This window comes from Paraburkholderia sp. USG1, from assembly GCF_031570135.1.
GTDB lineage: Bacteria > Pseudomonadota > Gammaproteobacteria > Burkholderiales > Burkholderiaceae > Paraburkholderia > Paraburkholderia dioscoreae.
The window spans coordinates 19636-41345 of the sequence record NZ_JAMWXW010000009.1; the positions used below are offsets into that span (position 1 = coordinate 19636).

Consider the following 21710-nt stretch of genomic DNA (forward strand, 5'->3'; position numbering starts at 1 on the left):
AAATTAGTGGTTCCACGGATTCCGGCAGTGCTAACGTTGCTCAGCCAGGGCCGGGCGGGAACCGGCGTCCGGGCACTTTTTCACACAACGCAAATGGCTGCCGACGCAATGGAACAAGACTATGTCCTGATTGTGGAACCGAATCTCACCGGCCACCGCTGGCGATATGTCGAGTGGACCATGCAGGCCTGCGCGGAGGCCGGCTATCCGTGCATGCTCGTGACCGAATGCGCGAATGAAGATCACCGGCTTGCGCGGCAGATCACCGCCGCCAACCGCCCGGATCAGCAGATCGCCTTTGTCGATCCCGAGGAGCGGCCGCGCAACCGCCTGCGCGAACCCAACGAATACTGGCGTTTCCACCGCTATTTCAAGCGCGTGTACACGATCATCAGCCGCATGCAGGCAATCCGGCTCGTGGTGGTGCCCTACGTCGATTACTTCTTTTACTCGCTGCCGTTTCTCGGCTCGCCGTTCGGCGACACGCCGTGGATCGGCATCACGATGCGCGCGACGTTCCATCATCACAAGGTCGGCATCAAGGCGCCCGATCGTCCATTCGTCAACGCGGTCAAGGCGCAGCTCTTCAAGCGCGCGATCCGCACCGCCGGCCTGCGCACGCTGCTGACGATCGACCCCACGTTGCCGGAATGGGCGGCGCGCAGTACGTCTAAGCACAGCGCGGCCATCGCCTACGTGGCCGACCCCTTTCCCGACGAACAGGCGGAAAACCCCGCGCTGGCCCGCCTGCGTCTGGGACTGGATCCCGATCAGCGCTATCTGCTGGTGTACGGCGCGATCACGGAACGCAAAGGCATCTACGAACTGGTGCATGCACTCACGCGTCTCGACCATGCGCCTACGCTGATCGTCGCCGGCGAACAGGACACGGGCACGCGACACTTCATGCGCAATCACGTGCGCAGCCTCACGCCCGCGCCGCTGATACTCGACGCCTTCATTTCCAACGACACGGAGCGCGACCTGTTCTCCGCGTGCGACGCGGTCTGGCTCGGCTATAAGGGACACTACGGCATGAGCGGCGTGCTGGTGCAGGCGTACCGCTTCGGCAAGCCCGTCATCGCGACGGAAGACGGTTTGATCGGCTGGTTCAGCCGGCGTTGCGAACTGGGGCCGATTCTGAGCGACCTGAGCTCCGCGTCGATCGGCCGTGCGATCAATGAAACGATGACTTCATGGCCGCACGCGCCGCAAGCCGCGCCATCCGCACGCGACGATCTGCTGTCGCGCCATACGCTCGGCCAGTTCAAGCAGACCCTGCTGCAGCAGATGGCCTGATTACGCAGTAGCGGGCTTTCCAAAAAAACGCGAGGCGTCCATCGATACGATGGACGCCTCTGCACATAGCGCGTCAGTCAATGGCCGGATACGCGCGTAGCCGGCCACATTCCCTTTCACTCAGGACAACTGGCCACCGGCGGTGACGGGCACTTCCTCGCGCACCGAACTGCTGCGCTTTTCCGGGAACAGCGCGTTGCGCATGAGCAGGAACGGATACTCGATCGCACGCGTGGTCACGTAGCCGATCGCAATCGCGATCGCAAACTGCGCCGTGAGGGCGACAACCCAGATGAGGCTCGGCGCGAGCCCCATTGCGGTCGCTTTGCGAATCAGCATGTCGCCGGGTGCGAGCGCGAGCGAATGCCACAAGTAAATACCGTACGAATAGAGGCCGATCCAGGCCACGCCGCGATAGATCCACAAGGTACGCAGCGATCCGGAGTACTCCAGCACCAGCACGATCAGCGCGGCGAAGCCGATTGCCTGGATCGTGTAGCCGATGCTTTCATCCAGTGCGAGATTCTTCGTGGCGAACGCGAGCCATGCGCAAAGCAGGACGACGCTGAAGATCAGCAGCCACTTGCGCTTTGCAAGCTGGTGGTAGACGCCCGGCTTCATCCAGTAGATCGCGGAAAGGATCACGCCGACCAGCAAACTGTCGATACGGTATTGCGTGTACGCGAATGCCGCCTCGAGATTGCCGCCCGCGACGGCGAAGCACCGCGCGGTGAGCACCACTGCGCAGATCCCCGTGAGCACGCCGACGATCGTCCACGCGCCGAGACGCCAGCGCGCGAACAGAAGCAGCAGCGCGGGCAGCACCAGATAAAAGTGTTCTTCAACCGCAAGACTCCAGGTCTGCGTAATCGACGTACCCAGATAATTCTGCAGGTGAGTCAGGTTCTGGATCAGGAAGGTATTCCACGGGTGCCTTCCGGCCAGCACATGAAAGATGATCAGCACGTAATACGCGGGCCAGATACGGAAAATCCGCCGGATGATAAAACGGCGCGCATCCACATGGCCCGTTTCGGCGTACTGCCGAAGCAGCAGCCCGCCCACCAGAAAGCCGCTGAGCGTAAAGAACAGGTTCACACCTTCGCGGCCGAAATTCTTCAGCGGGTACTCAATAATCTGGATGAGGTAATTGCCGGTATGAACAGCATGAAAGTGAAAACCCATCACCATAATGATGGCAATGCCGCGCACGAAGTCCAACTCGACCGCCCGCCCGGCTGTTGCGGGTCCCGCCCCGCCGAATAATTTCATGTTGTTCTCCCCTATCGACCCGAGTTGGCGCGTCAGCGCCTTACTCTGGTCCTATGCAAATGCTGTCGACCGGAGTTGCGCGTTGCTCCGGTCCCATGCAAGCTGGTTGCAGTCTCTCTCGCAGGGCACGGCCCTTTTTGCATATTCGGTGTCGGCAAGCGTGCGTGCGCGCCAACTTCAAGGCATTGGCCGACAACATACGCAAGTTTGCGCACGTCTTGCAGAGCATGCGCTTTCCGTTGCCGCCAGAACCCAGGCAATGTTCGACGAATGCGGCCCAGCCAACTAACGGGCGTGGAGATTCCTTCAAAATAACCCGATGCGAGACCGTCCGCTAAAGACCGACGGCGGACCGAACGCGACGGGGAGGAATCGGTAATGCGTCATCAGTATGCAACGCCCTGGATATGGATTTTCCTGATACCGCTTGCGTTCGACTATAAGGCGACCGACGCGAATACAGGTCACTTCGCGCAATTCATCTTCGTCCTTCCGGCGATCGCCGCGGGGATTGCTCTGCTTCTCATCGCACCGCGCTTTCACGAGCGTTCGCGGCTGCGCTCGGCCGTTACGTGGAGCATGATGCTGTGCGTGTTCGGCAGCATCGTCGCGCAACTGGTTCAGGACAATGATTCCGGCAACTATCTGCGGGTGCTGCTGCCGTTCATCCTCTTCATGCTCGGCTATCTCGTGGCGTGCCGCCCGTGGAGCGAGTTTCGCATCGGCCAGTTCGAAAAAGCCCTGTTCGTCGCCAATGTGATCAGCCTCGTGTTCACCATGGTCTACGGTATGGCCACGGGCGGCGATCTCGAGGACGTGCGTTTCCGTATCCTCTCCGTGACCCTGCTGGGTTTGCAAGGCGTGTTGCTGCACGAATTCGTGGTGGCGAAGCGTTTTTCCCTTTTTACCGTGGGCGTGTTCGCGCTTAGCATCCTGATTGAGCTGCTGAGCGTCACCCGCAGCGTGCTGGTCGGCACCGTGCTGCTGTTCCTGATCGCCGTGGCGCTCAGCGCGCCGTCGATCCAGCATATCTGGCGCGCCATGAGCCGCAGCATCATCATCGGTGCCGTGCTCGCCGGCATGGCGGGCGTCGCCGCCTTGAGTTTCCCGACCGTCGCCGAGCACTGGACGCAGCGCATTTTCGCTTCCGAGGAAACCCGCTCCGGCAAGGATCCGACCACCATCACGCGTCTCGCGGAAATGCGTGACCAGTACGATCAGGTGACGGCGGACCCGGCGGCGTTATGGTTCGGCGAAGGCTACGGCCATTACTATCGTTACTCGCCGGTCTATCTGCCGGATCTCGCCGGCCAGATCAGCGAGAAAGACTTCTATGCGATCAATGAATGGGCCGCGGGACACAACTTCTGGGTCTATCAGTTCTTCGCCGGCGGCCTGCTGTTCGGCCTCGCCATGCCGTTGGTCACGCTCGCGGCGCTGGCGATCTGCTTCTTCTCGTATCGATACTGGCGCTCGGTTGTGCCCGACGCGCCCATGTTGCCGGTGCTGGGGCGCGCCATCATGCTGTTTGCCGCGTTACCCGCCACCTCGATCGGCGGCAATCCGCTCGGGCCGCGTTTTTCGGGCCTGATATTCGGCGTCGCGCTCGGCTTGATGATCGCCACTCACGCGCGTTTGCAGCGTGCACTGCCGGCGCGCGCGAAGCGCTTGCGCCGCCCGCCATACGTGCGTCCGGACGTAATGCCTGAATTGCCCGGCAGGATCCAACCCGGAATGGGCCGCGCCGATCTGCCGTCCACGCTCGGCATGTCGCGCACGGCCAATACCGCGCGCGATTCCAGCCAGTTCGGCGCCCTCGTTTCGCACACGCCGCCCAGGCATCGCTCCAACCGACCCGATATCGCCCGATGAAAATTCTCCACCTGCTTGCAAGCGTCGATCCACGCGCCGGCGGTCCGGTTGAAGGCGTTCGCCGCAGTGGCGCGGCCATGCAGGAAGCCGGCCACGAAATCGAAGTGGCCACCTGCGACGCGCCCAGCGAGGCCTACCTTGCGGCTTTCCCGTTTCCGGTCCACGCGTTCGGCCCGACGAGGGGCCGCTACAGCTTCAGCGAGCGCCTCGCGCCCTGGCTCGCCGCCAACGCGAAACGCTTCGACGCGGTGATCGTCCACGGCTTGTGGCAATACCACGGCTTCGCGGCATGGAAAGCACTGCACGGCAGCGACGTGCCGTATTACGTGTACGTGCACGGCATGCTGGACCCGTGGTTCAAGGAGGCTTACCCGCTCAAGCATCTGAAGAAGTGGCTGTACTGGCCGTGGGCCGAATATCGGGTACTGCGCGATGCGCGCGCCGTCATCTTCACGACCGAAGAAGAGCGCACGCGGGCGCGCCAGTCGTTCTGGCTGTACAAGGCGCATGAACGCATCGTGCCGTTCGGCGCGAGCGTGCCGCAACTCGAAGCCGCACCGCTGCGCCAAGCGTTCCTGCAGGCCGTACCGAGTTTGCGCGGCAAGCGCATCGTGCTGTTTCTCGGCCGTGTGCACGCGAAGAAAGGCTGCGATCTGCTGATCGACGCATTCGCACGCATTGCCAGCCGCGATCAGACGCTGCACCTCGTGATCGCCGGTCCGGACGAAACCGGCTGGGGCGCGACACTGCGCACCCGGGCGCAGGCAGCCGGTGTCGCGCATCGCGTGAGTCTGCCGGGCATGCTGCAAGGCGAGCTGAAGTGGGGCGCTTTTCATGCGAGCGACGTGTTCATTCTGCCGTCGCATCAGGAGAATTTCGGCGTGGCGGTGGCCGAGGCGCTCGGCTGCGGACTGCCGGCGCTGATCTCCGACAAGGTCAACGTATGGCGCGAGATCGAAGCCGACGGCGCGGGGATGGTAGCCGCGGATACCGTCGACGGTACGGAAAAGAATCTCGTACGCTGGCTCGATCTGGACGACACGGCTCGCGAAGCAATGCGTGCGCAGGCGGCCCGCACATTCAATGCGCGCTTCCGGGTCGAGACTATGGTCAGTTCACTGACTGCCCTGCTGGAGTCCAAGGGTAGCCACGAAGAAGTGCGCGAAAACACGCTCACCACGCTGCGCGAAGCGACCCAGCAAAGCCGCTGACGCGCGGGGTCGATCACACGCGCAGCAAACCGCGCGGAAGCTCACAACCTCACGGCGCTACCGCTCAAACCGAAGCTAACGCGCCCAATACGCGCCAGCTTCGGCCGTCTTCATTGCGCGTTCACTGCTCCTTCATCAACGGCGTCAAGGTCGAGGCCGCGATCGGCAACGTATCGACCTGAGGCGGCGCCTGAAGCGACATGGCGGCGCTGTTCGCCGCTTCGCCCCGTGTATCGCCGACGAGCTCCGGCAAATCGAGCTGCCGTTTCAGATGACCGGCGAGACGCAGCGCCAGCGCCGCAATCGTGATGGTCGGAAAATTGGCGCCGACAGTCGGAAACACCGAACTGCCGCCAATGTACAGATTGCTGATCCCGTGCACCTTGCAATCGCGATCGACCACGCCCTCGCGCGGCGAATCGTGCATGCGCGTGGTGCCCATGTGGTGCCATGTGCCTTCCAGTTTCGCCGGCCACGTCCGGCCTTCGAGCGGCTCGTCGAGCGTGACGTCCGCGACGTTCGCCATCCGCAATTCCTGTGCGAGCAACTGGAACGTCTTGTCGAAAGTGCGCTGCACCTGTTCGCCGAGGCGCCACTCCACCCGCACGCGCGGCATGCCGAAGTGGTCGCGCCTGTCCGCCGACAATGTCACGCGGCTATCCGGATTGGGCACCGCTTCGACGATAGCCTGCAGCGTCACGTCCGTGATCAGCGCGGGCCATTGCAACAGCCGCGTCAAACCGAAACCGACGGTGTGCAGCGGGTGCGCAATCATGGTTTCGATGTCGCGCTTCAGGCTGCGGCCAGGCTGATCCTTGCCCATCAGCGCTTCCTTGCAGCGGATCAGCGCCTCGGAACCCGCGCTGCCTTCGCCGTACCATTTCGAGTAGAGCCAGACGCGTGAATTGAGCAGCTTCTCGCGCTCCATCCATTCCTGTTTCGGCGCGAACTGCGACGAGATCTTCGTGCCGTGCGCCGACACCGCCGCATTCTGGTAGTGATACTTGATGTCGTACAGCTTGTTACGCGCAATGCCCGGACGGAAGCGCACTTTGCCCGACATCATGCGCGGATGATCCATGAAATAGCGGCCGACCAGATCGTTGGCATTGCCGAGACCGGCGGCCTGCACATTGTTCGACGCGAGCAGCAAACGCGCGTTTTCAATGCCGCCTGTAGCCAGCACGAAAATCCTCGCAGTCATCGAGATTCTGCGGCCGCTGATCGTGCCTATCTTCACCGCGGAAATCGTCGTGCCTTGTGCGTCGGCGTCGATATTGAGCACGTTCGCATGGAGGAACACGCGCACTCGCGTGGAGCGCGACAGTTCTTCTCGATACGTCTTGCCGAAGCGCACCGGCGGGCTGAACTGCGCGACGGTATCGCGCATATCGCCGGTGGCGAGCGGCAGGCGGCGCACGTCCTGGCGCCCAATCTCGCGCTCCCAGTACGCGGGGTCGAAATTCTGCGGGCCGAGCTTCAGCAGTTCATGCGTGCGCGCATAATAAGGCGCCAGTTCATCGAGCCCGAACGGCCAGCCGCTGTGCGCGATCCAGTCGCGCTTTTCGAAGTCCCAGGGGTCGAGCGGGCGGCACCAGCCGCCCCAGCAGTTGCTGCTGCCGCCGAAATACCGGCTGCGCGAGCCGTCCGCAAACGTGTAGGGAAGCCCGATGTTCTCGCCGCGATAAAGATCGCGGGTCGCGTCGTCAGGTCCGAAGCCGCCGCTTTCGAGCACGCAGGCATCGATACCGGCCCGCGACATTTCGAGCGCGAGCGTAATTCCCGCGACGCCTGCGCCGATGATGCAGACCGTCGTTTCAATGACCGTGTTTTGTTCAACAGTACGCGTATCGATGAACATCCCCTACTCCCCATCTTCTTCACGCATTTCCTGAGCGCGTCACGGTTCGCCAGCCAGCGCTGGCAACCAGGCCACGCAAACGTCGCAACCGGACCCTGCTTTGCAACCGCCAGCGGATGCCGCTCGCCAGATAGCGCGACAATCCCTTTGCGGCAACCCACATTCCGGCAATACGACCTCGGCCTCCCCAGCGTACGAACGCTGTGGTTCTATGTCTGTGGCTCAGGTCACGGAGTCGAACCGTTTCCTGATAAAACGGCATGGATTTCCGCCGTACACGCCCTCGGCCTCCAGCGAACGATGCACGACCGACGAAGGTGTCACGACCGCCGAACGGCCGATCGTCACGCCCATTTGCACCACGCACTTCGAAGTGATCCAGACGCCGTCCTCGATGACGATCGGCGCGACGTGCAGATCCATCGTGGTGCTCATATCGTGTGAGCCGGCGGTGAGGAACGTGCCTTGAGAAATGCACACGTTCGAGCCGATGCGAATCAGCGTCTGGTTATAGATCCAGACATCCACACCGAACCAGCAGTTGTCGCCCACTTCGAGATTCCACGGTGCCTTCACGCGCAGCGGATGCACAAAGCGGCAGCCTGTACCGATCTTCGCGCCGAACAGGCGCAACAACGCAACGCGCACGGATGAAAGCGGCAGCAGCTTGTTGTTGATCACGCAGGCTTCCAGCACGAACCAGATGAGTTCGACGAGCGCGCCGCGCTTTGCCTGATAGTTTCCCTTTCCGGCCTGCCCCAGATCGATGACGCGGCCGTTTTCGCACGCGCCTCCGGCTTGCGGCACGCGTCCGATCTGCGGATCGTCGGCAACGTTACCCATCAGCTTTCTCCGAACCACGAACAGTGGTAAACATACGCAGGCCTGCCAGGCAAACTCATTACATTATGTTGCGGCGCCTTGCGGGACTTTGCACTGTGGCCGTGCCGGCAAGCGTTTTGGCGGCTACACGCGTACCGGTTGGCGCACGATAGCTTTATCCCGACAGCATCTCCCTGGGGAACAAGATGACCACCTCGCTTCGACACACCGCTACCTGGATGTTTTTCGCGATCGCATCGTGCGGGTTGCCGGCGTTCGCGCAGAATGCCGCGCCCAATCCCGCAGCGGCCGCACCCGCTCCCGCCGCGACCGCCACCAACGACTATGGCGTCAACGCACAGCTTCCCGCCAACCGGCGCGCCGCGCATCGCAACAGCGAGCAGGCGCTGCTCGGCGCACCGAACCCATACGGCACGGACAACATGCAAGGCAATACCGACGACGCCCAGCGCAACGCGCTGCTCGACACGCAACGCATGACGGTGCTGGGCGGCGGCCAGGGCGCACAACCGGCGCTCGGCAAAAGTCAGCGCAAAGCGCCGGCCGCGGCGGCCAACGGCCAGGTGCGCGTGGCCGGCCAGCCAGGCCGCCCGAACCCCGCTACCCTGACGCCCGAAGGCGCGGCAACCGCCGCTTATGCCGATCCCTATGCGGGCAAGCGCGGCGTTTATCGCTCTCCGTGGTGATATCAGCTTCATGACCAGGCCGCGTACCGGATCAATCCGGCGCGGCTTCCTCCGCCGTGGCCGGTTTGCCTCGCGGCCGGCCCGCGGCACCTGAAGGCCGCGGGCCAAAAGAGGATGGCGCGCCCGTCGCACGAGTTGCGCCTTTCGCGCCTTTCGCATCTTTCCCCCCCGACTCACGCAGCAGCACCGCGAGCCGTTCCTCGAAGGTACGAATCGTCGACTCCGGCGAGAGAGCGCGCTCCGCGTGATTGCGCGCGGCCTTGCCGAGCGCCGTGCGCCGTTCCGCATCGCTGGCCAGTACGGTGATCGCCGCCGCCAGCGCTTTCACGTTGCCCGGCGGCACGACCACGCCGCGCGGCGCCACGGCTTCGTAGAGTGCCGTGCCTCGGCGCGCCATTGCGATGGTTGCGCGGCCGCTCGCGAACATTCCGGTGAGCTTGGACGGCATGACCAGATCCGCCGCGTCGCCGCGTTGCGGAAGTACGTGAATATCGGCGAGATTGAGCAGTTCGTTCAGGCGTTCCACCGGTTGCAGCGGCATGAACACGCAATTCGTCAAACCGGAGCAGCGTTCGAGCAGATTCTCTTTCGCGGCGCCACTGCCACAGAACACGAAGGTGAGGTCGGGACGGGCGGCGAGCGCGACCGCCGCGTCGGCGAGTGTTTCAATGCCCTGCTTAGCGCCCATGTTGCCGGAGTACAGCACCACTTTCTGCTCCGCGGGAATCCCGAGGAGACGACGGAACTCGCTCGGCCGTGCCAGCGGGAAAATAGTCGACACATCGACCCAGTTCGGCAGGCAGACCACCTTCGATGCATCGACACCCTTGGCCGTCGCGCGCGCACTCATCTGCCGCGTAATCGACGACACCGCATCGAAGCGCTTCAGCAACGCGCTTTCGATCCAGCGTGCCGTGCGGGCCGCGCGCGAGCTTTTCAGCAGACCCAGATCGAAGGCCGCATCGACCTCGTAGTCCTGAATATGCAGCCATGCACTCGCGCGTGTGATACGCGCGAGCATCAGCGAGGCCGGCGCACACATCAAGGTCGGCGCGATCAGCATCACCGCGTGCGGACGCCACAGCGCCTGCCATGCGAGCAACGGTAACGAAGTCGCCGCGAAAGTGGCCAGATGCAGCATGCGCTTCAGGCCACTCGGGCGCGACGGCACCCACAGCGGTGCGCGCCAGATCGCCACGCCGTCGCGCGTCTCGTGCTGATACCGCCACGACGCGTAGCCCTCTGCAACGCGCCACTCGGGGTAATACGGCGGCGCGCACACCACGCGCACTTCATGCCCGCGCTCAGCCAGCAGCACGGCCATTTCCGCCGTGTACTTGCCCACCCCCGTCAGTTCAGGCGCATAGTTGATGCCGTAGATCAGTATCTTCATCGTGACTGCCAGAACGGGTTAGGGCTTCGTGCGCGCGACGCGGTTGTGCGGGGCGACTCAATCGCTCAACATCAACGCACAACCACGGGCGATATTGGCAGCCGCGGAAGGCGGGTCGAAACGGCGAATCACATCCATGCACCGTCGCGCGGTGCCGCCCGCATCGGCGAACGCCTCCATTGCCTTGAGCATGGTGCGCTGCAGCCCGGCGACGTCGCCCGCTGTAAACGCGTAGCCGCTCACCCCGTCGATCACCAGTTCCGGCACGCAGCCGCAGCTCTCGCTGACCACCGCCGGGCAACCGTGCGCGAGCGCTTCGTTGACCACCAGTCCCCACGGTTCGCTGTAGCTCGGCAGGACCATGCAGGTTGCGCCGTAATACTCCTGTGTTAGCGGCTCGTCCTGCAAACTGCCGACGAACGTCACCGCGTCGCCGAGTTCGAGCTCGGCCACCTTCGCATGCAACACGTCGGCCATCGGGCCGGTGCCGACAATGCGCAGCTTCGCCGCCGGAATCCGTCGCCGCAATCCGGCAAGCGCCTCGATCAGCGTGCCAATACCTTTCTCTTCGGACAGGCGTCCCACGAACAGAAACACCGGTGGATTACCCGCGCGAGCGGCGACCCGCTCGACTAGCGCACGTTCCGGCGAAAACGAACCCGGCAGCGCGGCCGCCTGGCACGGCACGAAAATCTTGTCGCGCTTCGCGCCGAGCGACAGCAGATACTCGCGGCTGCGCTCGCCGAAACCGAAATAGCCGTCGCACAGCGAGAAAAACACACGCTTGGGAATCGACGTCAGCAGCTTCTTGGGCCGGTCGCGCGCGGTCGAATCGCAGAACACCGCGCGCCGTTTTCCGGTCACGATGCAGGCTGCGAGCATCGCCCAATATTCGGGCCGGTGGTAGCCGGGCAGCACGATCAGATCCGACTTGGTGCGCAAGACTTCCCACGTGAGCCGCGCGATTAGCTTCATGGTCGGCACGTCTTCGTAGCAGCCGTCGAAGAGCTTTTGCATCGGATAGCGGTGAAACGAATAATCGACGTCGGAAAAACCGACGCGGTCGTGCTCCGTATCCGCGATCTGCACCATCGAATAGCGAATCGCTCCGGAAGCCGAAATGTTATGCAAGGCGGAAAACACGACACCCTTGTGGCGCGACCACACCACGTTGTGGAAGATCGTGACTGACGCTGTCATTTTTATGCCACTCCTCGAAAAATCGTCCTGCGTGCATCGCGCGTTGGTGCGCATGCATAGCGTTCCAGGCGGTCCTTTACGGCAAACCCGCGCTGAAGCGTCAATTCGTGCGGCTAAGCCTCGACGGCGGCAACGGGCGTCGAACCGGCGTGTGATTCGACGAAATCCCGATACGTGGATGCGATACCGTCCTCGAGAGCGATAGTTGCCTGCCAGCCCATTTGCACGAGCCGCGAGACGTCGAGCAGCTTGCGGGGTGTGCCGTCGGGTTTCGAGGTGTCGAACACGAGTTCACCGTCGAAGCCGGCCACCTTGCAGATGCATTCGGCCAGTTCGCGAATCGACAGATCCTCACCCACGCCGACGTTGAAGAGTCCCTCTGTCACGTTGTGTTCGAGCACGAACAGCGTGGCCGCGGCGAGATCGTCGACGTGCAGGAACTCGCGGCGCGGCGTGCCCGAACCCCACACCGACAACGTGGGGTCACCGTTCAGCTTCGCTTCGTGCGCCTTGCGCAGCAGCGCCGGCAACACGTGGCTGCTGTTCAGGTCGTAGTTGTCATTCGGACCATACAGATTGGTCGGCATCAACGCGACGTACTGGGTGTTGTACTCGCGGTTGTAGGCTTCGCACAGCTTGACGCCGGCGATCTTCGCGATCGCGTAGGCGTCGTTGGTCGGCTCCAGCGGCGAAGTCAGCAGATACTCCTCGCGGATCGGCTGCGGACATTGCTTCGGATAGATGCACGAGGAACCGAAGAACACCAGTCGCTCGACCCTGGCGCGGTACGCCGCATGAATCACGTTGGTTTCGATCACCAGGTTTTCATAGATGAACTCACCCGGCCGGGTCGCGTTCGCGAGAATGCCGCCCACGCGCGCGGCCGCGAGCAACACTACGTCGATCCTTTCGCTTTCGAAGAAGCGATTCACGGCCCCCTGATCCGTCAGATCGAGCTCCTGACGCGAACGGGTGATCACGTTCTGATACCCGTCGGCGACAAGGCGCCTGACGAGCGCGGAGCCGACCATGCCCCGGTGGCCCGCAACAAAGATGCGTGCTTGTTTGTTCATCGCAAGTTACTCGTGATGTTCCAGCGCCGTGAAGCCGGCCAGCGTGACGAGCGCGTCACGTCGGGCAATCTGATAGTCCGCGCGCACCATTTCCTTGACCAGCGAGGCGAACGGCGTGGTCGGCTGCCAGCCGAGCTTCGCATGCGCCTTGGACGGATCGCCGAGCAGCGTCTCGACTTCGGCGGGCCGGAAGTAGCGCGGATCGACACGCACGATCACGTCTCCGGGCGACATCTTGATCTCGCGCCCTTCCACTTTCTCGACAATGCCGATTTCATCCACGCCGGTGCCCTCGAAGCGCACGGTGACGCCGAGCTCGGCGGCCGCGTGCTGCACGAACTGACGCACGCTGTATTGCACGCCGGTGGCGATCACGTAATCCTCCGGCTGCTCCTGCTGGAGCATGCGCCATTGCATCTCCACGTAATCGCGCGCATGGCCCCAGTCGCGCAACGCCGACAGATTGCCGAGATACAAGGTCTTCTGCATGCCCACCGCGATACGCGCGACAGCGCGCGTAATCTTGCGCGTCACGAACGTCTCGCCGCGCACCGGCGATTCGTGATTGAACAGAATCCCGTTGCACGCATAGAGACCGTAAGCCTCGCGATAATTGACCGTGGTCCAGTACGCGAACAGCTTGGCGACGGCATACGGGCTGCGCGGATAGAACGGCGTGGTCTCCGACTGCGGCACCTGCTGCACGAGGCCGTAGAGCTCCGAGGTCGAAGCCTGATAGAAGCGTGTCTTTTCCTGCAGCCCGAGAATCCGGATCGCTTCGAGAATCCGCAACGCGCCGAGGCCGTCCGCGTTCGCGGTGTATTCGGGCTCCTCGAACGACACCGCAACGTGGCTCTGCGCGGCGAGGTTGTAGATCTCGTCGGGCTCGACACGCTGGATCACGCGCAGGATGCTGGTCGAATCGGTCAGATCCGCGTGATGCAGAAAGAGCCGCTGGTCCGGATCGTGAGGATCGCGGTACAGGTGATCGATCCGGTCTGTATTGAACAGGGATGACCTGCGTTTGATGCCGTGTACGTCGTAATCCTTGGCAAGCAGCAACTCCGCCAGATACGACCCGTCCTGTCCTGTGATGCCGGTGATCAGCGCGACCTTACGTTTCATGGAGCATTCTCCTCGTTAACCTTTCAGTCCTGGTGCCGCAACCTCGTTGAGCCTTGTCTGACCACCAGCCGTTCGCCGCCATTTCAACCGGCGATGCTGTCGTAGCCGTAGTAACCGCCTTGATAACCCGAGCCGAGGAACGCCCCTTCCTGCGGCACGTCGGTCAGCAGCACGCCCCGGAGCGCCACGCCGCCGTTGCGCAGTCGCTTGGCCGTTTCCATGACCTCGTTGAGCGGATGGCGGCCGTGGCGCACCACCAGCAGCGTCGTGCCCGCGTATTTGCCGATCAGCGTCGAATCGGTCACCGCCAGAACCGGCGGCGTATCGACGATCACGAGGTCGTAGTGCGACTTCAATTCTTCGAGCATGGTTTCGAAGCGCTTGCTCATCAGCAGTTCGGCCGGATGCGAAGGCAGCGTGCCCTTGGCGAGCACATCGAGGCCCGGCAGCACGTCGCGCTGGATCATCGCGTTCAGGTCGCCGCCGCTCAGCACGTCGGACAGGCCCGGCTGATGACCGATACCGAAATGCGAGTGCACGTCGCCGCGCCGCATATCGCCGTCGATGATCAGCACGCGCTTGTTCGCCGACGCCACCAGCGCCGCAAGATTTACCGAGAGGAACGACTTGCCGGAATCGGGCCGTGAGCCGGTGATCATCACCACGTTGTTCTCGGCGTGATCGAGCGAGAGCTGCAGCGAGGTGCGCAGATTGCGCACGCCTTCCACGGCGATGTCTTCCGGCGCCTGCTGTGCCAGGACATGCAGCCCGCGACGGCGCAGCATGACGTTCTCCTGCAGCTTCAGCTGGGTCTGGCTGCGCGGCACCACCGCGAACACCGGCACGCCGAGCATGCCTTCGAGTTCGTCCGGACGTTCCACGCCGCCGTACATGGCGCGCTTGAAGAAGGTCAGCAGAATACCGAGCACGAGGCCGCCGCCGAGCGCGATCAGGATCGCGATCACGCGCTTCGGACGCACGGGTTCGTCGGGCGCTTCGGCGAAGTCGACCACGCGCACGTTGCCCACCTGCCCGGCCTTCGCCACGCGCAGTTGCTGCGCGCTGTTCAGCAGATTGGTGTACAGCTCCGTGTCGACGTGCACGTCGCGCAGCAGACGCAATGCGGTCTGCTCCGTATCCGGCATGACCGCCACGCTGCGGTTCATGTTGGCCGCCGCGCCTTGCAACGCGGCGATCTGTGCGTCGAGCGCGGCCACCGCCGGGTGATTCGCGGTGAAGCGTTGCGACATCTCCGCGCGTTGCTGCTGCAGATCCATCAGCTTGGTCTTGTTATCGACGATCTGTTGCAGCAGCAAGCGGCTTTCTTCACCGAGGTCGACGGTGCCGTGCGTGTTGCGGAACTTGTTGTAGCGTTGCTCGGCGTCGTCGAGTTCCTTGCGCAAGCCCGGCAACTGCTGATCGAGAAAGGCGAGCATGTGCTCGGCCTCGGTCGAACGGCTCTCGACATCCTGGCGCACGAACTCGCGCGCCATGCTGTTGACGATCGCCGCGGTCAGCGCGCTGTCGCCGCCTTCCAGACTCGCGCGGATCACGCCGGATTGCAGCGTGGTTTCCTGCACCACCAGGGCCTTTTGCAGCCGGTCCACGGTGCTCAGCGTGGAAGCGCGCGACAGTTCGAAGCGCGAGCCGGCCGGGCCGACCAGCTTGTCCACGTGCAACGTGATCGGGCCGTCGGCGGTATCCGTTTCCACGGTCTCGCCCACTTTACCCGACAGGATCGCGATACCGTTCTTGTCGCGCAGCACGTATGAGCCGTCATTGCCGGCAATCAGCGTGAAGGTGGTGTCGTACATGTCCTTCGACGTGTCGAACTGCGACACCGTAATGGCCTCGTCACCCCATGCATAGCCGGACAGGTTGATGAACTGCGGCAGCCTGAAGCCCCATTGCCCGTTCACCAACCCCGCGATCATTCCGCCGATGATCGGAAAATAACGCGGCCCCGCCGTGATATCGAGGTGCAGCTTCTTGACGGTTTCTTCCGTGACGAGCCGCGACTTCAGCAACTCGATCTCGGCCGCCGTGGAAGGCTTGGTGTCGAACATGCCGGTGAGCGGCGGCAAGGAGTCCTTGCCGTTCGCATTGGCATTCGCCGTCTTGTCCTCGACGTGAAACAGAACATCCGCGCGGTAGGTCGGCGGCGCGAGGAAGGCGTACGCGCACCCCAGCGCGAGCGCGATCAGCGTCACCATCGCGATCGTGCGCCAACCTCGCACGATCGTACGCAGATAGTCCGAGAGGTGAAGCTCGTCCGGTCCGGACACGTCGGTATAGCGGTTTTCGAAGTTGATTGCCATTTTCTTCACCCAACAAAGCCCGGCGGTTCAAGATCACGTTTGTGCGGTTGTTATTTCGCGAGGACGGCGCCCGTTACAGCCGCGTTGATCGCCGGCAGCAGCAGGTTCAACACACGGTTGAAGCGGACCAGTCCGCCTTGACCGACGTACACCACGTCTTTCGGCTGCAGTTCGAACTGATTGGCGAGCACCATCGAAACCGGCGAAGTAGCATCGAGGTGGTACACCTCGGGCGCTTCGCTCGTCGAATTGCGGATCACGAACAGTTGCCGGGCCGCGGCCGTGTTCGAGTCGAAGCTGCCGCTATCGGAAATCGCTTGCGAAAGCGTCAGCGAGCCGTTGCGCATCGGCAGGATGGTCGCCGGCTTGTTGACCTCGCCCATCACGTAGACACCGCTGTCTTCACGCGATGCCACCCGCAGCATGTCGCCCGGTTGCAGATAGATGTCCGACGGATTGCGGCCGCGCTTGATCAGGTCGTCCATGTTGAGCTGATAAGGCACGCCGTTGCGGATCAACACCACGCGGCTGCGGTCCGCATTCGGGCTAAGGCCGCCGCTCAGGCTGATCGCGGTCGTCAGCGACATCGGAATGTCGTTGACCGACTGGGCGCCGGGCGTGCGCACTTCGCCGTCCACATACACCTGCGCCGCGCGGAACGACGCCACCCGCACCGTCACTTCCGGCTTCTGATAGACCTTGCTCAGACGCCGCGACAGTTCCTTCTGGATCGAGGCCACGTCCTTGCCGGCCACGTGCACCGTGCCCGCATAGGGGAACTGCACGTCGCCGCTTTCATCGATCAGGAAGCCAGGCGCCGCGTCCGTCGTCTTCGTGTTCTGCGCCGGCTGACCGAGCGCTGCGGCAAGTTCGGGGTGATCCCACACGACGATCTGCAGCACGTCGCCGGGGCCGACCTTGTAAGCGGTCGGCTTGCCGAACAGCGCGAGCATCTGCGGCGACATCGGCGCGGTCGTCTGCGCCTGGTTCATCTTGCGCAGCAACGTGAGGTTGATGTCGGTGATCGGAATCTGCTGTTGCGTATTCGCTTCAGTACTGTAATCACCACCCGTGTCCTGAATTGCGGCGGGCGTGACCATCCGCTGGCCCGGTGCGATTCCGCATCCGGAAAGCAGTGCGGCAGTAGCGAAAACCAGGAGACTTCCCGTGCGTAAACCAAGCGAGCTCATGATGTTTCCTCCTTGCGCCACGGCGTTTTTCCTCGGTGGAGGTAGCGTCTGGCGTTTTGTTAACTACTTAGTAAGCGTTTCGATGCACCAGTCCGGCGACTATCGTCGCGCCGATAATCCGCATGTCGAGTGCGAATGACCAATGTCCCAGGTAATACAAGTCATGTTCCACCCGACGTTCCATCTTCTCGATGCGGTCGGTCTCGCCACGAAAGCCGTTGATCTGCGCCCACCCCGTGATCCCCGGTTTAATCCGGTAGCGATTGATATAGCCCGCGACCACTTTCTGATAGAGGTCGTCGTGCTCGAGCGCATGGGGACGCGGTCCAACGACCGACATGTCGCCACGCAACACGTTGAAGAATTGCGGCAGCTCGTCGAGGCTCGTGCGGCGCAGGAACGCGCCCACCCGGGTGACGCGCGGATCGTTGCGCGTGGCCTGCCTGACGGTGCCTTTTTGCTCGGTGTGCAGACGCATCGAGCGGAATTTGTAGATCGTGAATACGTGGCCGTCCGCGCCTTTGCGTTTCTGTTTGAACAGAACCGGACCGCGCGAGGACAGCTTCACCGCGATCGCGATTGCGAGCATGAGCGGTGCAAGGGCGATCAGCGCCGTCAACGCGAACAGGCGGTCGAAGATTTCCTTCTTCAGCATCGAGCTCGCGGACAGCGGCGAGGCCACCAGGTTGATCGCCGGCACGCCGAGCAGATCGATCACGCCGCTGCCCTCGAAGAGCGCGAGGCTGCGCACGTCCGGCATGAAGCGGATGTTCACGAGGTCGTCGCGGAATTCGCTGACCAGCGAACAGATCAGCGGCTCCTCGGAGAGCGACAGCATCAGCCACAGTTCGTGCACGTCGTTGGTCCGCATGTAGACGGCGAGCGCTTCGACCGACTCGAACACCGGCACGCCCTGGCTGATCACCGGCGACACGTCGGGACGCGCGTTGTACACGGCCGTGGCGCGAAAACCGGTGGTCGGCGCCGCATTGATCCGGCGGATGATCGCGTCGCATTGCGAGCCGCTGCCGACAATGGCGACCTGGTGCAGATTCATCCCGGCGCTGCGTGCGCTCGCCAATACCGCGTGCGTCATCAGCCGGTATGCGATCAGCAGGCCGCCGGTCACCGCCGTCCAGTACGAGAACCATAAGCGCGACACGAAGTCGATGCGATGCAGCGAATACATCAGCACGAGCGCGCTACCCTGCACCATCAGCCACGCGAGCGAAACCTGTCCGGCCAGCACCAGCTTGGAGCGGCCGCGCCATGATTCGTACACGCCGAACGCCGGAAAGATGGCCAGCGCGAACGCAGCGGAAAACATCACGAGCGCCCAATAGAACCCGGATTGAGCGAGGTAATCAAAACGGATCTGCGACGCCACCGCCGCCCCCGCCAACACCAATGCAACATCGAAAACTCGCGCGAGCAAATCCTGAAACTTGCGCATTCTGGTCACCTCGTTCTTGCCGTTCTTGTCTGCAGTTGAATCCGGCGTGCTGTTTAGGAGCAGCGGCCGTAGTTGTCGTTGAACCTCACAATGTCGTCTTCGCCGAGATAGGCGCCTGACTGGATTTCAATGATTTCGAGCGGCACCTTGCCCGGGTTTTCAAGCCGGTGGCGGGTGCCGAGCGGAATGTAGGTCGATTCGTTTTCGCTCAACAGGAACTGTTCGTCGCCGCGCGTGACGAGCGCCGTGCCGCGCACGACGACCCAGTGTTCCGCGCGGTGGTGATGCAATTGCAACGACAGTTGCGCGCCCGGCGTCACGACAATGCGCTTGACCTGGAAACGCTCGCCGTGGTCGATCGAATCGTAAAAACCCCACGGGCGGCGCACCTTGCGATGCGCGTCGGCCTCCGGCGCATGCTGCGCCTTGATGCGCGATACCAGGCCCTTCACGTCCTGCACATGCGAGCGGTCGACCACCAGCACCGCGTCGGCGGTTTCGACCACCACCACATTGGTGGTGCCGACACAGGCGACCAGCCGCCCTTCTGAATGCGCGTAGCTCGATACCGCGCCTTCGAACGTCACTCGGCCGCGGCCTGCGTTGCCGTTGGCGTCTTTCTCCATTGCGGCCCAGACTGCGTCCCAGGAACCCAGGTCCGACCAGCCGGCAGCCAGCCCGACCACGACGCCGGCCGGCTGCGCCGGCATGCCTGCGGCCGCGCCGTCCGTCGTATCCGGTTCGGCCCGTTCGGCCGTTCCGGTCAGGCGCTCCATCACCGCGTAGTCGATCGAATTCGCGGGCGCACTGAGGAACGCTTCGACCAGCGGCCGGAAATACGCGCCGTCCTGGCGGCCGCCGGTGAACGCGCGTTCGCAGGCCGAGTGCATTTCCGGCTGCAGACGCTTCAACGTATCGAGCCACACGCTCGCCCGGACGATGAAGATGCCGCTGTTCCACCAGTACATGCCCGCCGCGACATACTTCGCCGCGAGTTCTTCCGCGGGCTTTTCGACGAAACCGTCGATCGCATGGCCGCCGCCCGCCAGTTCCGCGCCGATGCGGATATAACCAAAGCCGGTATCGGGGCGCGTGGGCGGCACGCCCAGCGTCGCGATCGAACCCTGCTCCGCATACTGCGCCGCGCGTTCGAGCGCGGCCTGCAAGGCGGGCACGTCGGCGATCGAATGATCCGCGGGCATGACGACGAGAATCGCGTCGCCGCCGTCCGCGCATGCGAGCGATGCCGCCAGCGTGAGCGCCGGCGCCGTATCGCGTCGCGCCGGCTCGACAATAAGACGAGCTTCCACGCCGTTTTCATGAAGCTGTTCCGCGATCACGAAGCGGTGTTCCTCGCCGCACACGATGACCGGCGACGCATCCACTTTCCAGGCGGCGGGAAACCCGTCCATACGCCGCGCGGTAGCCTGCAGCAGCGAGTCGGAACCGACTACGTCAATCAGTTGCTTCGGGTAGTTCTCGCGCGACACCGGCCACAGCCGGGTGCCCGAACCGCCCGCCAGAATGACCGGGACGATGCGCGCGCAGCGCCCGTTCGCCATCGTGGCGCCCGCACTGCTCGGGTCGATCGACACGGCGTTCACAGTTCCCTGAGTCAACATATTCGCAATCCTTATAATTCTCAAAGATCGGCGGAAATACGGACCGGATGCCACGCTGCCGCGCGGACCTCCGGCGGGCCCCGTCGCGCTATTCGCCGACCAGTCGGCGGCTTTGAATCCGAAATTCGGTCGGCGAAATTCTCATCCGTTTGCGAAACACCTTGGCCAGGCGGTCGCCATTGCCCATGCCGGTACGCCGCGCGATCTTGTCGACCGGCAATTCGGATTCGGTCAACAGGCTGCAGGTCACCGCAAGGCGCTCGTGCAACAGAAAACTCGAGGGCGTAATGCCCATTTCCATCTTGAAGCGGCGCAGAAAGTTGCGCTCGCTCATGGCGGCGAACTGCGCCGCGTCGGCAATCGAAATCGCCTGCTGGCAATTTTCTTGCAGCCAGCGAGCGGCCGCGCGCACCTTGTCGCCGGGGCTCAGGCCGCCGTCTTCGCCGAGCAGCGGCGCGAGATTCGAGCACGAATCGGCCAGCAGGCGCTCGGCCACCGTGCGCGCCGTGGCGCTGCCGAGATCGCGCTTGATCATGGCGAGCGCACTTCTCATCGATTCGAGGCGATCGCCCGCGTCGGCGGTCTGTTCAGGTTGGCGCGCGGGTATCGGCTGCGCCTGCGAATCGCCAGCTTCCTTGCTGTCGGGCACATACGCCGCATCGAGCAGCGCGCGGCCTTCCGCGATCGGCCGGATCATGCCGGTATTGCGGCGTATGCGGCGCAGCCACGCAATCAGCCGCTCGTCGCCTGCGGCGGCGAATGCGCCCTTACCGCCCGCCACATACAACGCATCGAAACCGCCGTAATGCCGCGCGTCGAGTCCGTCAGTCCAGACCCGCAGCGCGGATGACGAAGTCACCATGCCGCCGTCGGCCGACAGGAAGGAAACGTCGTATAACCAGCCGCCCGAACCGGACGAAGCCATTTCGTTCGCGGCCTGAAACACCTCGGCAACGACCCCGGCTCCCTGCAGCGAGCAGTCGTTGAACATCAGTATCGCGATGCGACGCATACCCTTGTTCGGAGCGTGCACCCAGCGCAGCATTGCAGACTCGAGACTCGCGCAGGTCATAGTCATCCTCTCACCAGAAAACGGATCTAACTCTTCACCCGGGACGGCCACGGAGAGGCCGGCTCTGTGCAGCGCATCATAGTCACCGCCAATCAAGCATTTAGCCGCCATGACCGAAAGCGCGTACATGTTGGCGTATGGACAGGGTGACCCGCCAGGGATTTTCGGAACAACCCCGCTACCGCTGTCTTTTCAACGGATTAATTGCCGATTCCGCATA

The 21710-nt window shown here is 63.2% G+C and carries 16 protein-coding genes; 4 read left to right on the top strand and 12 right to left on the bottom strand.

The features are described 5' to 3' along the window. Positions 1–108 precede the first annotated feature (108 nt). On the top strand, positions 109–1299 hold the full coding sequence (locus tag NE850_RS13945; RefSeq protein ID WP_405044835.1) for a glycosyltransferase: 1191 nt from the start codon (positions 109–111) through the stop codon (positions 1297–1299). Positions 1300–1419: 120 nt separating this feature from the next. Here the strand turns inward: NE850_RS13945 and NE850_RS13950 are convergent, their stop codons facing one another. Next, positions 1420–2571 (bottom strand): acyltransferase, encoded by a 1152-nt coding sequence (locus NE850_RS13950; protein WP_310698867.1) that lies wholly within the window; start codon positions 2569–2571, stop codon positions 1420–1422. 378 nt (positions 2572–2949) lie between these two features. On the opposite strand from NE850_RS13950, the gene NE850_RS13955 reads away from it, so the two are divergent. Together NE850_RS13955 and NE850_RS13960 are read left to right on the top strand one after the other, a co-directional pair. Next, positions 2950–4443 carry an O-antigen ligase gene (locus tag NE850_RS13955; RefSeq protein WP_165184590.1) on the top strand — a complete coding sequence of 498 codons (1494 nt, stop codon included), beginning with the start codon at positions 2950–2952 and terminating at the stop codon, positions 4441–4443. Further along, complete coding sequence (locus tag NE850_RS13960) at positions 4440–5654, top strand: glycosyltransferase (protein WP_165184587.1); 1215 nt, start codon at positions 4440–4442, stop codon at positions 5652–5654. The genes NE850_RS13955 and NE850_RS13960 overlap by 4 nt, the downstream gene beginning before the upstream one ends. A gap of 121 nt (positions 5655–5775) precedes the next feature. On the opposite strand, the gene NE850_RS13965 is transcribed toward NE850_RS13960, so the two are convergent. Both NE850_RS13965 and NE850_RS13970 read right to left on the bottom strand, forming a co-directional pair. Next, positions 5776–7515, bottom strand: coding sequence for an FAD-dependent oxidoreductase (locus tag NE850_RS13965; protein ID WP_165184585.1), 1740 nt, complete (start codon positions 7513–7515; stop codon positions 5776–5778). Between the two features lie 222 nt (positions 7516–7737). Beyond that, entirely contained in the window at positions 7738–8358 is a 621-nt protein-coding gene (locus tag NE850_RS13970; RefSeq protein ID WP_165184583.1) for a DapH/DapD/GlmU-related protein, read from the bottom strand. 185 nt (positions 8359–8543) lie between these two features. Here NE850_RS13970 and NE850_RS13975 point away from each other — a divergent pair, with 185 nt between their 5' ends. Further along, positions 8544–9044, top strand: coding sequence for a hypothetical protein (locus tag NE850_RS13975; protein ID WP_165184580.1), 501 nt, complete (start codon positions 8544–8546; stop codon positions 9042–9044). Between the two features lie 31 nt (positions 9045–9075). On the opposite strand, the gene NE850_RS13980 is transcribed toward NE850_RS13975, so the two are convergent. The 9 genes from NE850_RS13980 to NE850_RS14020 form a co-directional block, all read right to left on the bottom strand. Beyond that, positions 9076–10437, bottom strand: a complete 1362-nt coding sequence (locus tag NE850_RS13980; protein WP_165184578.1) for a glycosyltransferase WbuB — start codon at positions 10435–10437, stop codon at positions 9076–9078. Positions 10438–10494: 57 nt separating this feature from the next. Further along, the gene (locus NE850_RS13985) at positions 10495–11637 is read right to left on the bottom strand and encodes a glycosyltransferase family 4 protein (RefSeq protein WP_165184575.1); all 1143 of its coding nucleotides are present in this window, start codon (positions 11635–11637) and stop codon (positions 10495–10497) included. A gap of 113 nt (positions 11638–11750) precedes the next feature. Then, positions 11751–12710 carry a GDP-L-fucose synthase gene (locus NE850_RS13990; protein WP_165184572.1) on the bottom strand — a complete coding sequence of 320 codons (960 nt, stop codon included), beginning with the start codon at positions 12708–12710 and terminating at the stop codon, positions 11751–11753. A 6-nt stretch (positions 12711–12716) separates the two neighbouring features. Further along, entirely contained in the window at positions 12717–13835 is a 1119-nt protein-coding gene (gene gmd / locus NE850_RS13995; RefSeq protein WP_165184570.1) for a GDP-mannose 4,6-dehydratase, read from the bottom strand. Between the two features lie 83 nt (positions 13836–13918). Further along, positions 13919–16153 carry a polysaccharide biosynthesis tyrosine autokinase gene (locus NE850_RS14000; protein ID WP_165184567.1) on the bottom strand — a complete coding sequence of 745 codons (2235 nt, stop codon included), beginning with the start codon at positions 16151–16153 and terminating at the stop codon, positions 13919–13921. Positions 16154–16203: 50 nt separating this feature from the next. Next, positions 16204–17343 carry a polysaccharide biosynthesis/export family protein gene (locus NE850_RS14005; protein ID WP_197740201.1) on the bottom strand — a complete coding sequence of 380 codons (1140 nt, stop codon included), beginning with the start codon at positions 17341–17343 and terminating at the stop codon, positions 16204–16206. 67 nt (positions 17344–17410) lie between these two features. Then, positions 17411–18796, bottom strand: a complete 1386-nt coding sequence (locus tag NE850_RS14010; protein WP_165184564.1) for an undecaprenyl-phosphate glucose phosphotransferase — start codon at positions 18794–18796, stop codon at positions 17411–17413. Between the two features lie 53 nt (positions 18797–18849). After that, on the bottom strand, positions 18850–20418 hold the full coding sequence (locus NE850_RS14015; RefSeq protein WP_310698868.1) for a sugar phosphate nucleotidyltransferase: 1569 nt from the start codon (positions 20416–20418) through the stop codon (positions 18850–18852). Between the two features lie 88 nt (positions 20419–20506). After that, on the bottom strand, positions 20507–21490 hold the full coding sequence (locus tag NE850_RS14020) for a helix-turn-helix domain-containing protein (RefSeq protein ID WP_165187327.1): 984 nt from the start codon (positions 21488–21490) through the stop codon (positions 20507–20509). Positions 21491–21710 lie beyond the last annotated feature (220 nt).

What these genes read in the sequence shown, in the direction of transcription:
- NE850_RS13945 (WP_405044835.1), top strand. Translation starts at nt 109, where the DNA reads ATGGAACAAGACTATGTCCTGATTGTGGAACCGAATCTCACCGGCCAC.
- NE850_RS13950 (WP_310698867.1), bottom strand. Translation starts at nt 2,571, where the DNA reads ATGAAATTATTCGGCGGGGCGGGACCCGCAACAGCCGGGCGGGCGGTC.
- NE850_RS13955 (WP_165184590.1), top strand. Translation starts at nt 2,950, where the DNA reads ATGCGTCATCAGTATGCAACGCCCTGGATATGGATTTTCCTGATACCG.
- NE850_RS13960 (WP_165184587.1), top strand. Translation starts at nt 4,440, where the DNA reads ATGAAAATTCTCCACCTGCTTGCAAGCGTCGATCCACGCGCCGGCGGT.
- NE850_RS13965 (WP_165184585.1), bottom strand. Translation starts at nt 7,515, where the DNA reads ATGTTCATCGATACGCGTACTGTTGAACAAAACACGGTCATTGAAACG.
- NE850_RS13970 (WP_165184583.1), bottom strand. Translation starts at nt 8,358, where the DNA reads ATGGGTAACGTTGCCGACGATCCGCAGATCGGACGCGTGCCGCAAGCC.
- NE850_RS13975 (WP_165184580.1), top strand. Translation starts at nt 8,544, where the DNA reads ATGACCACCTCGCTTCGACACACCGCTACCTGGATGTTTTTCGCGATC.
- NE850_RS13980 (WP_165184578.1), bottom strand. Translation starts at nt 10,437, where the DNA reads ATGAAGATACTGATCTACGGCATCAACTATGCGCCTGAACTGACGGGG.
- NE850_RS13985 (WP_165184575.1), bottom strand. Translation starts at nt 11,637, where the DNA reads ATGACAGCGTCAGTCACGATCTTCCACAACGTGGTGTGGTCGCGCCAC.
- NE850_RS13990 (WP_165184572.1), bottom strand. Translation starts at nt 12,710, where the DNA reads ATGAACAAACAAGCACGCATCTTTGTTGCGGGCCACCGGGGCATGGTC.
- gmd (WP_165184570.1), bottom strand. Translation starts at nt 13,835, where the DNA reads ATGAAACGTAAGGTCGCGCTGATCACCGGCATCACAGGACAGGACGGG.
- NE850_RS14000 (WP_165184567.1), bottom strand. Translation starts at nt 16,153, where the DNA reads ATGGCAATCAACTTCGAAAACCGCTATACCGACGTGTCCGGACCGGAC.
- NE850_RS14005 (WP_197740201.1), bottom strand. Translation starts at nt 17,343, where the DNA reads ATGAGCTCGCTTGGTTTACGCACGGGAAGTCTCCTGGTTTTCGCTACT.
- NE850_RS14010 (WP_165184564.1), bottom strand. Translation starts at nt 18,796, where the DNA reads ATGCGCAAGTTTCAGGATTTGCTCGCGCGAGTTTTCGATGTTGCATTG.
- NE850_RS14015 (WP_310698868.1), bottom strand. Translation starts at nt 20,418, where the DNA reads ATGTTGACTCAGGGAACTGTGAACGCCGTGTCGATCGACCCGAGCAGT.
- NE850_RS14020 (WP_165187327.1), bottom strand. Translation starts at nt 21,490, where the DNA reads ATGACCTGCGCGAGTCTCGAGTCTGCAATGCTGCGCTGGGTGCACGCT.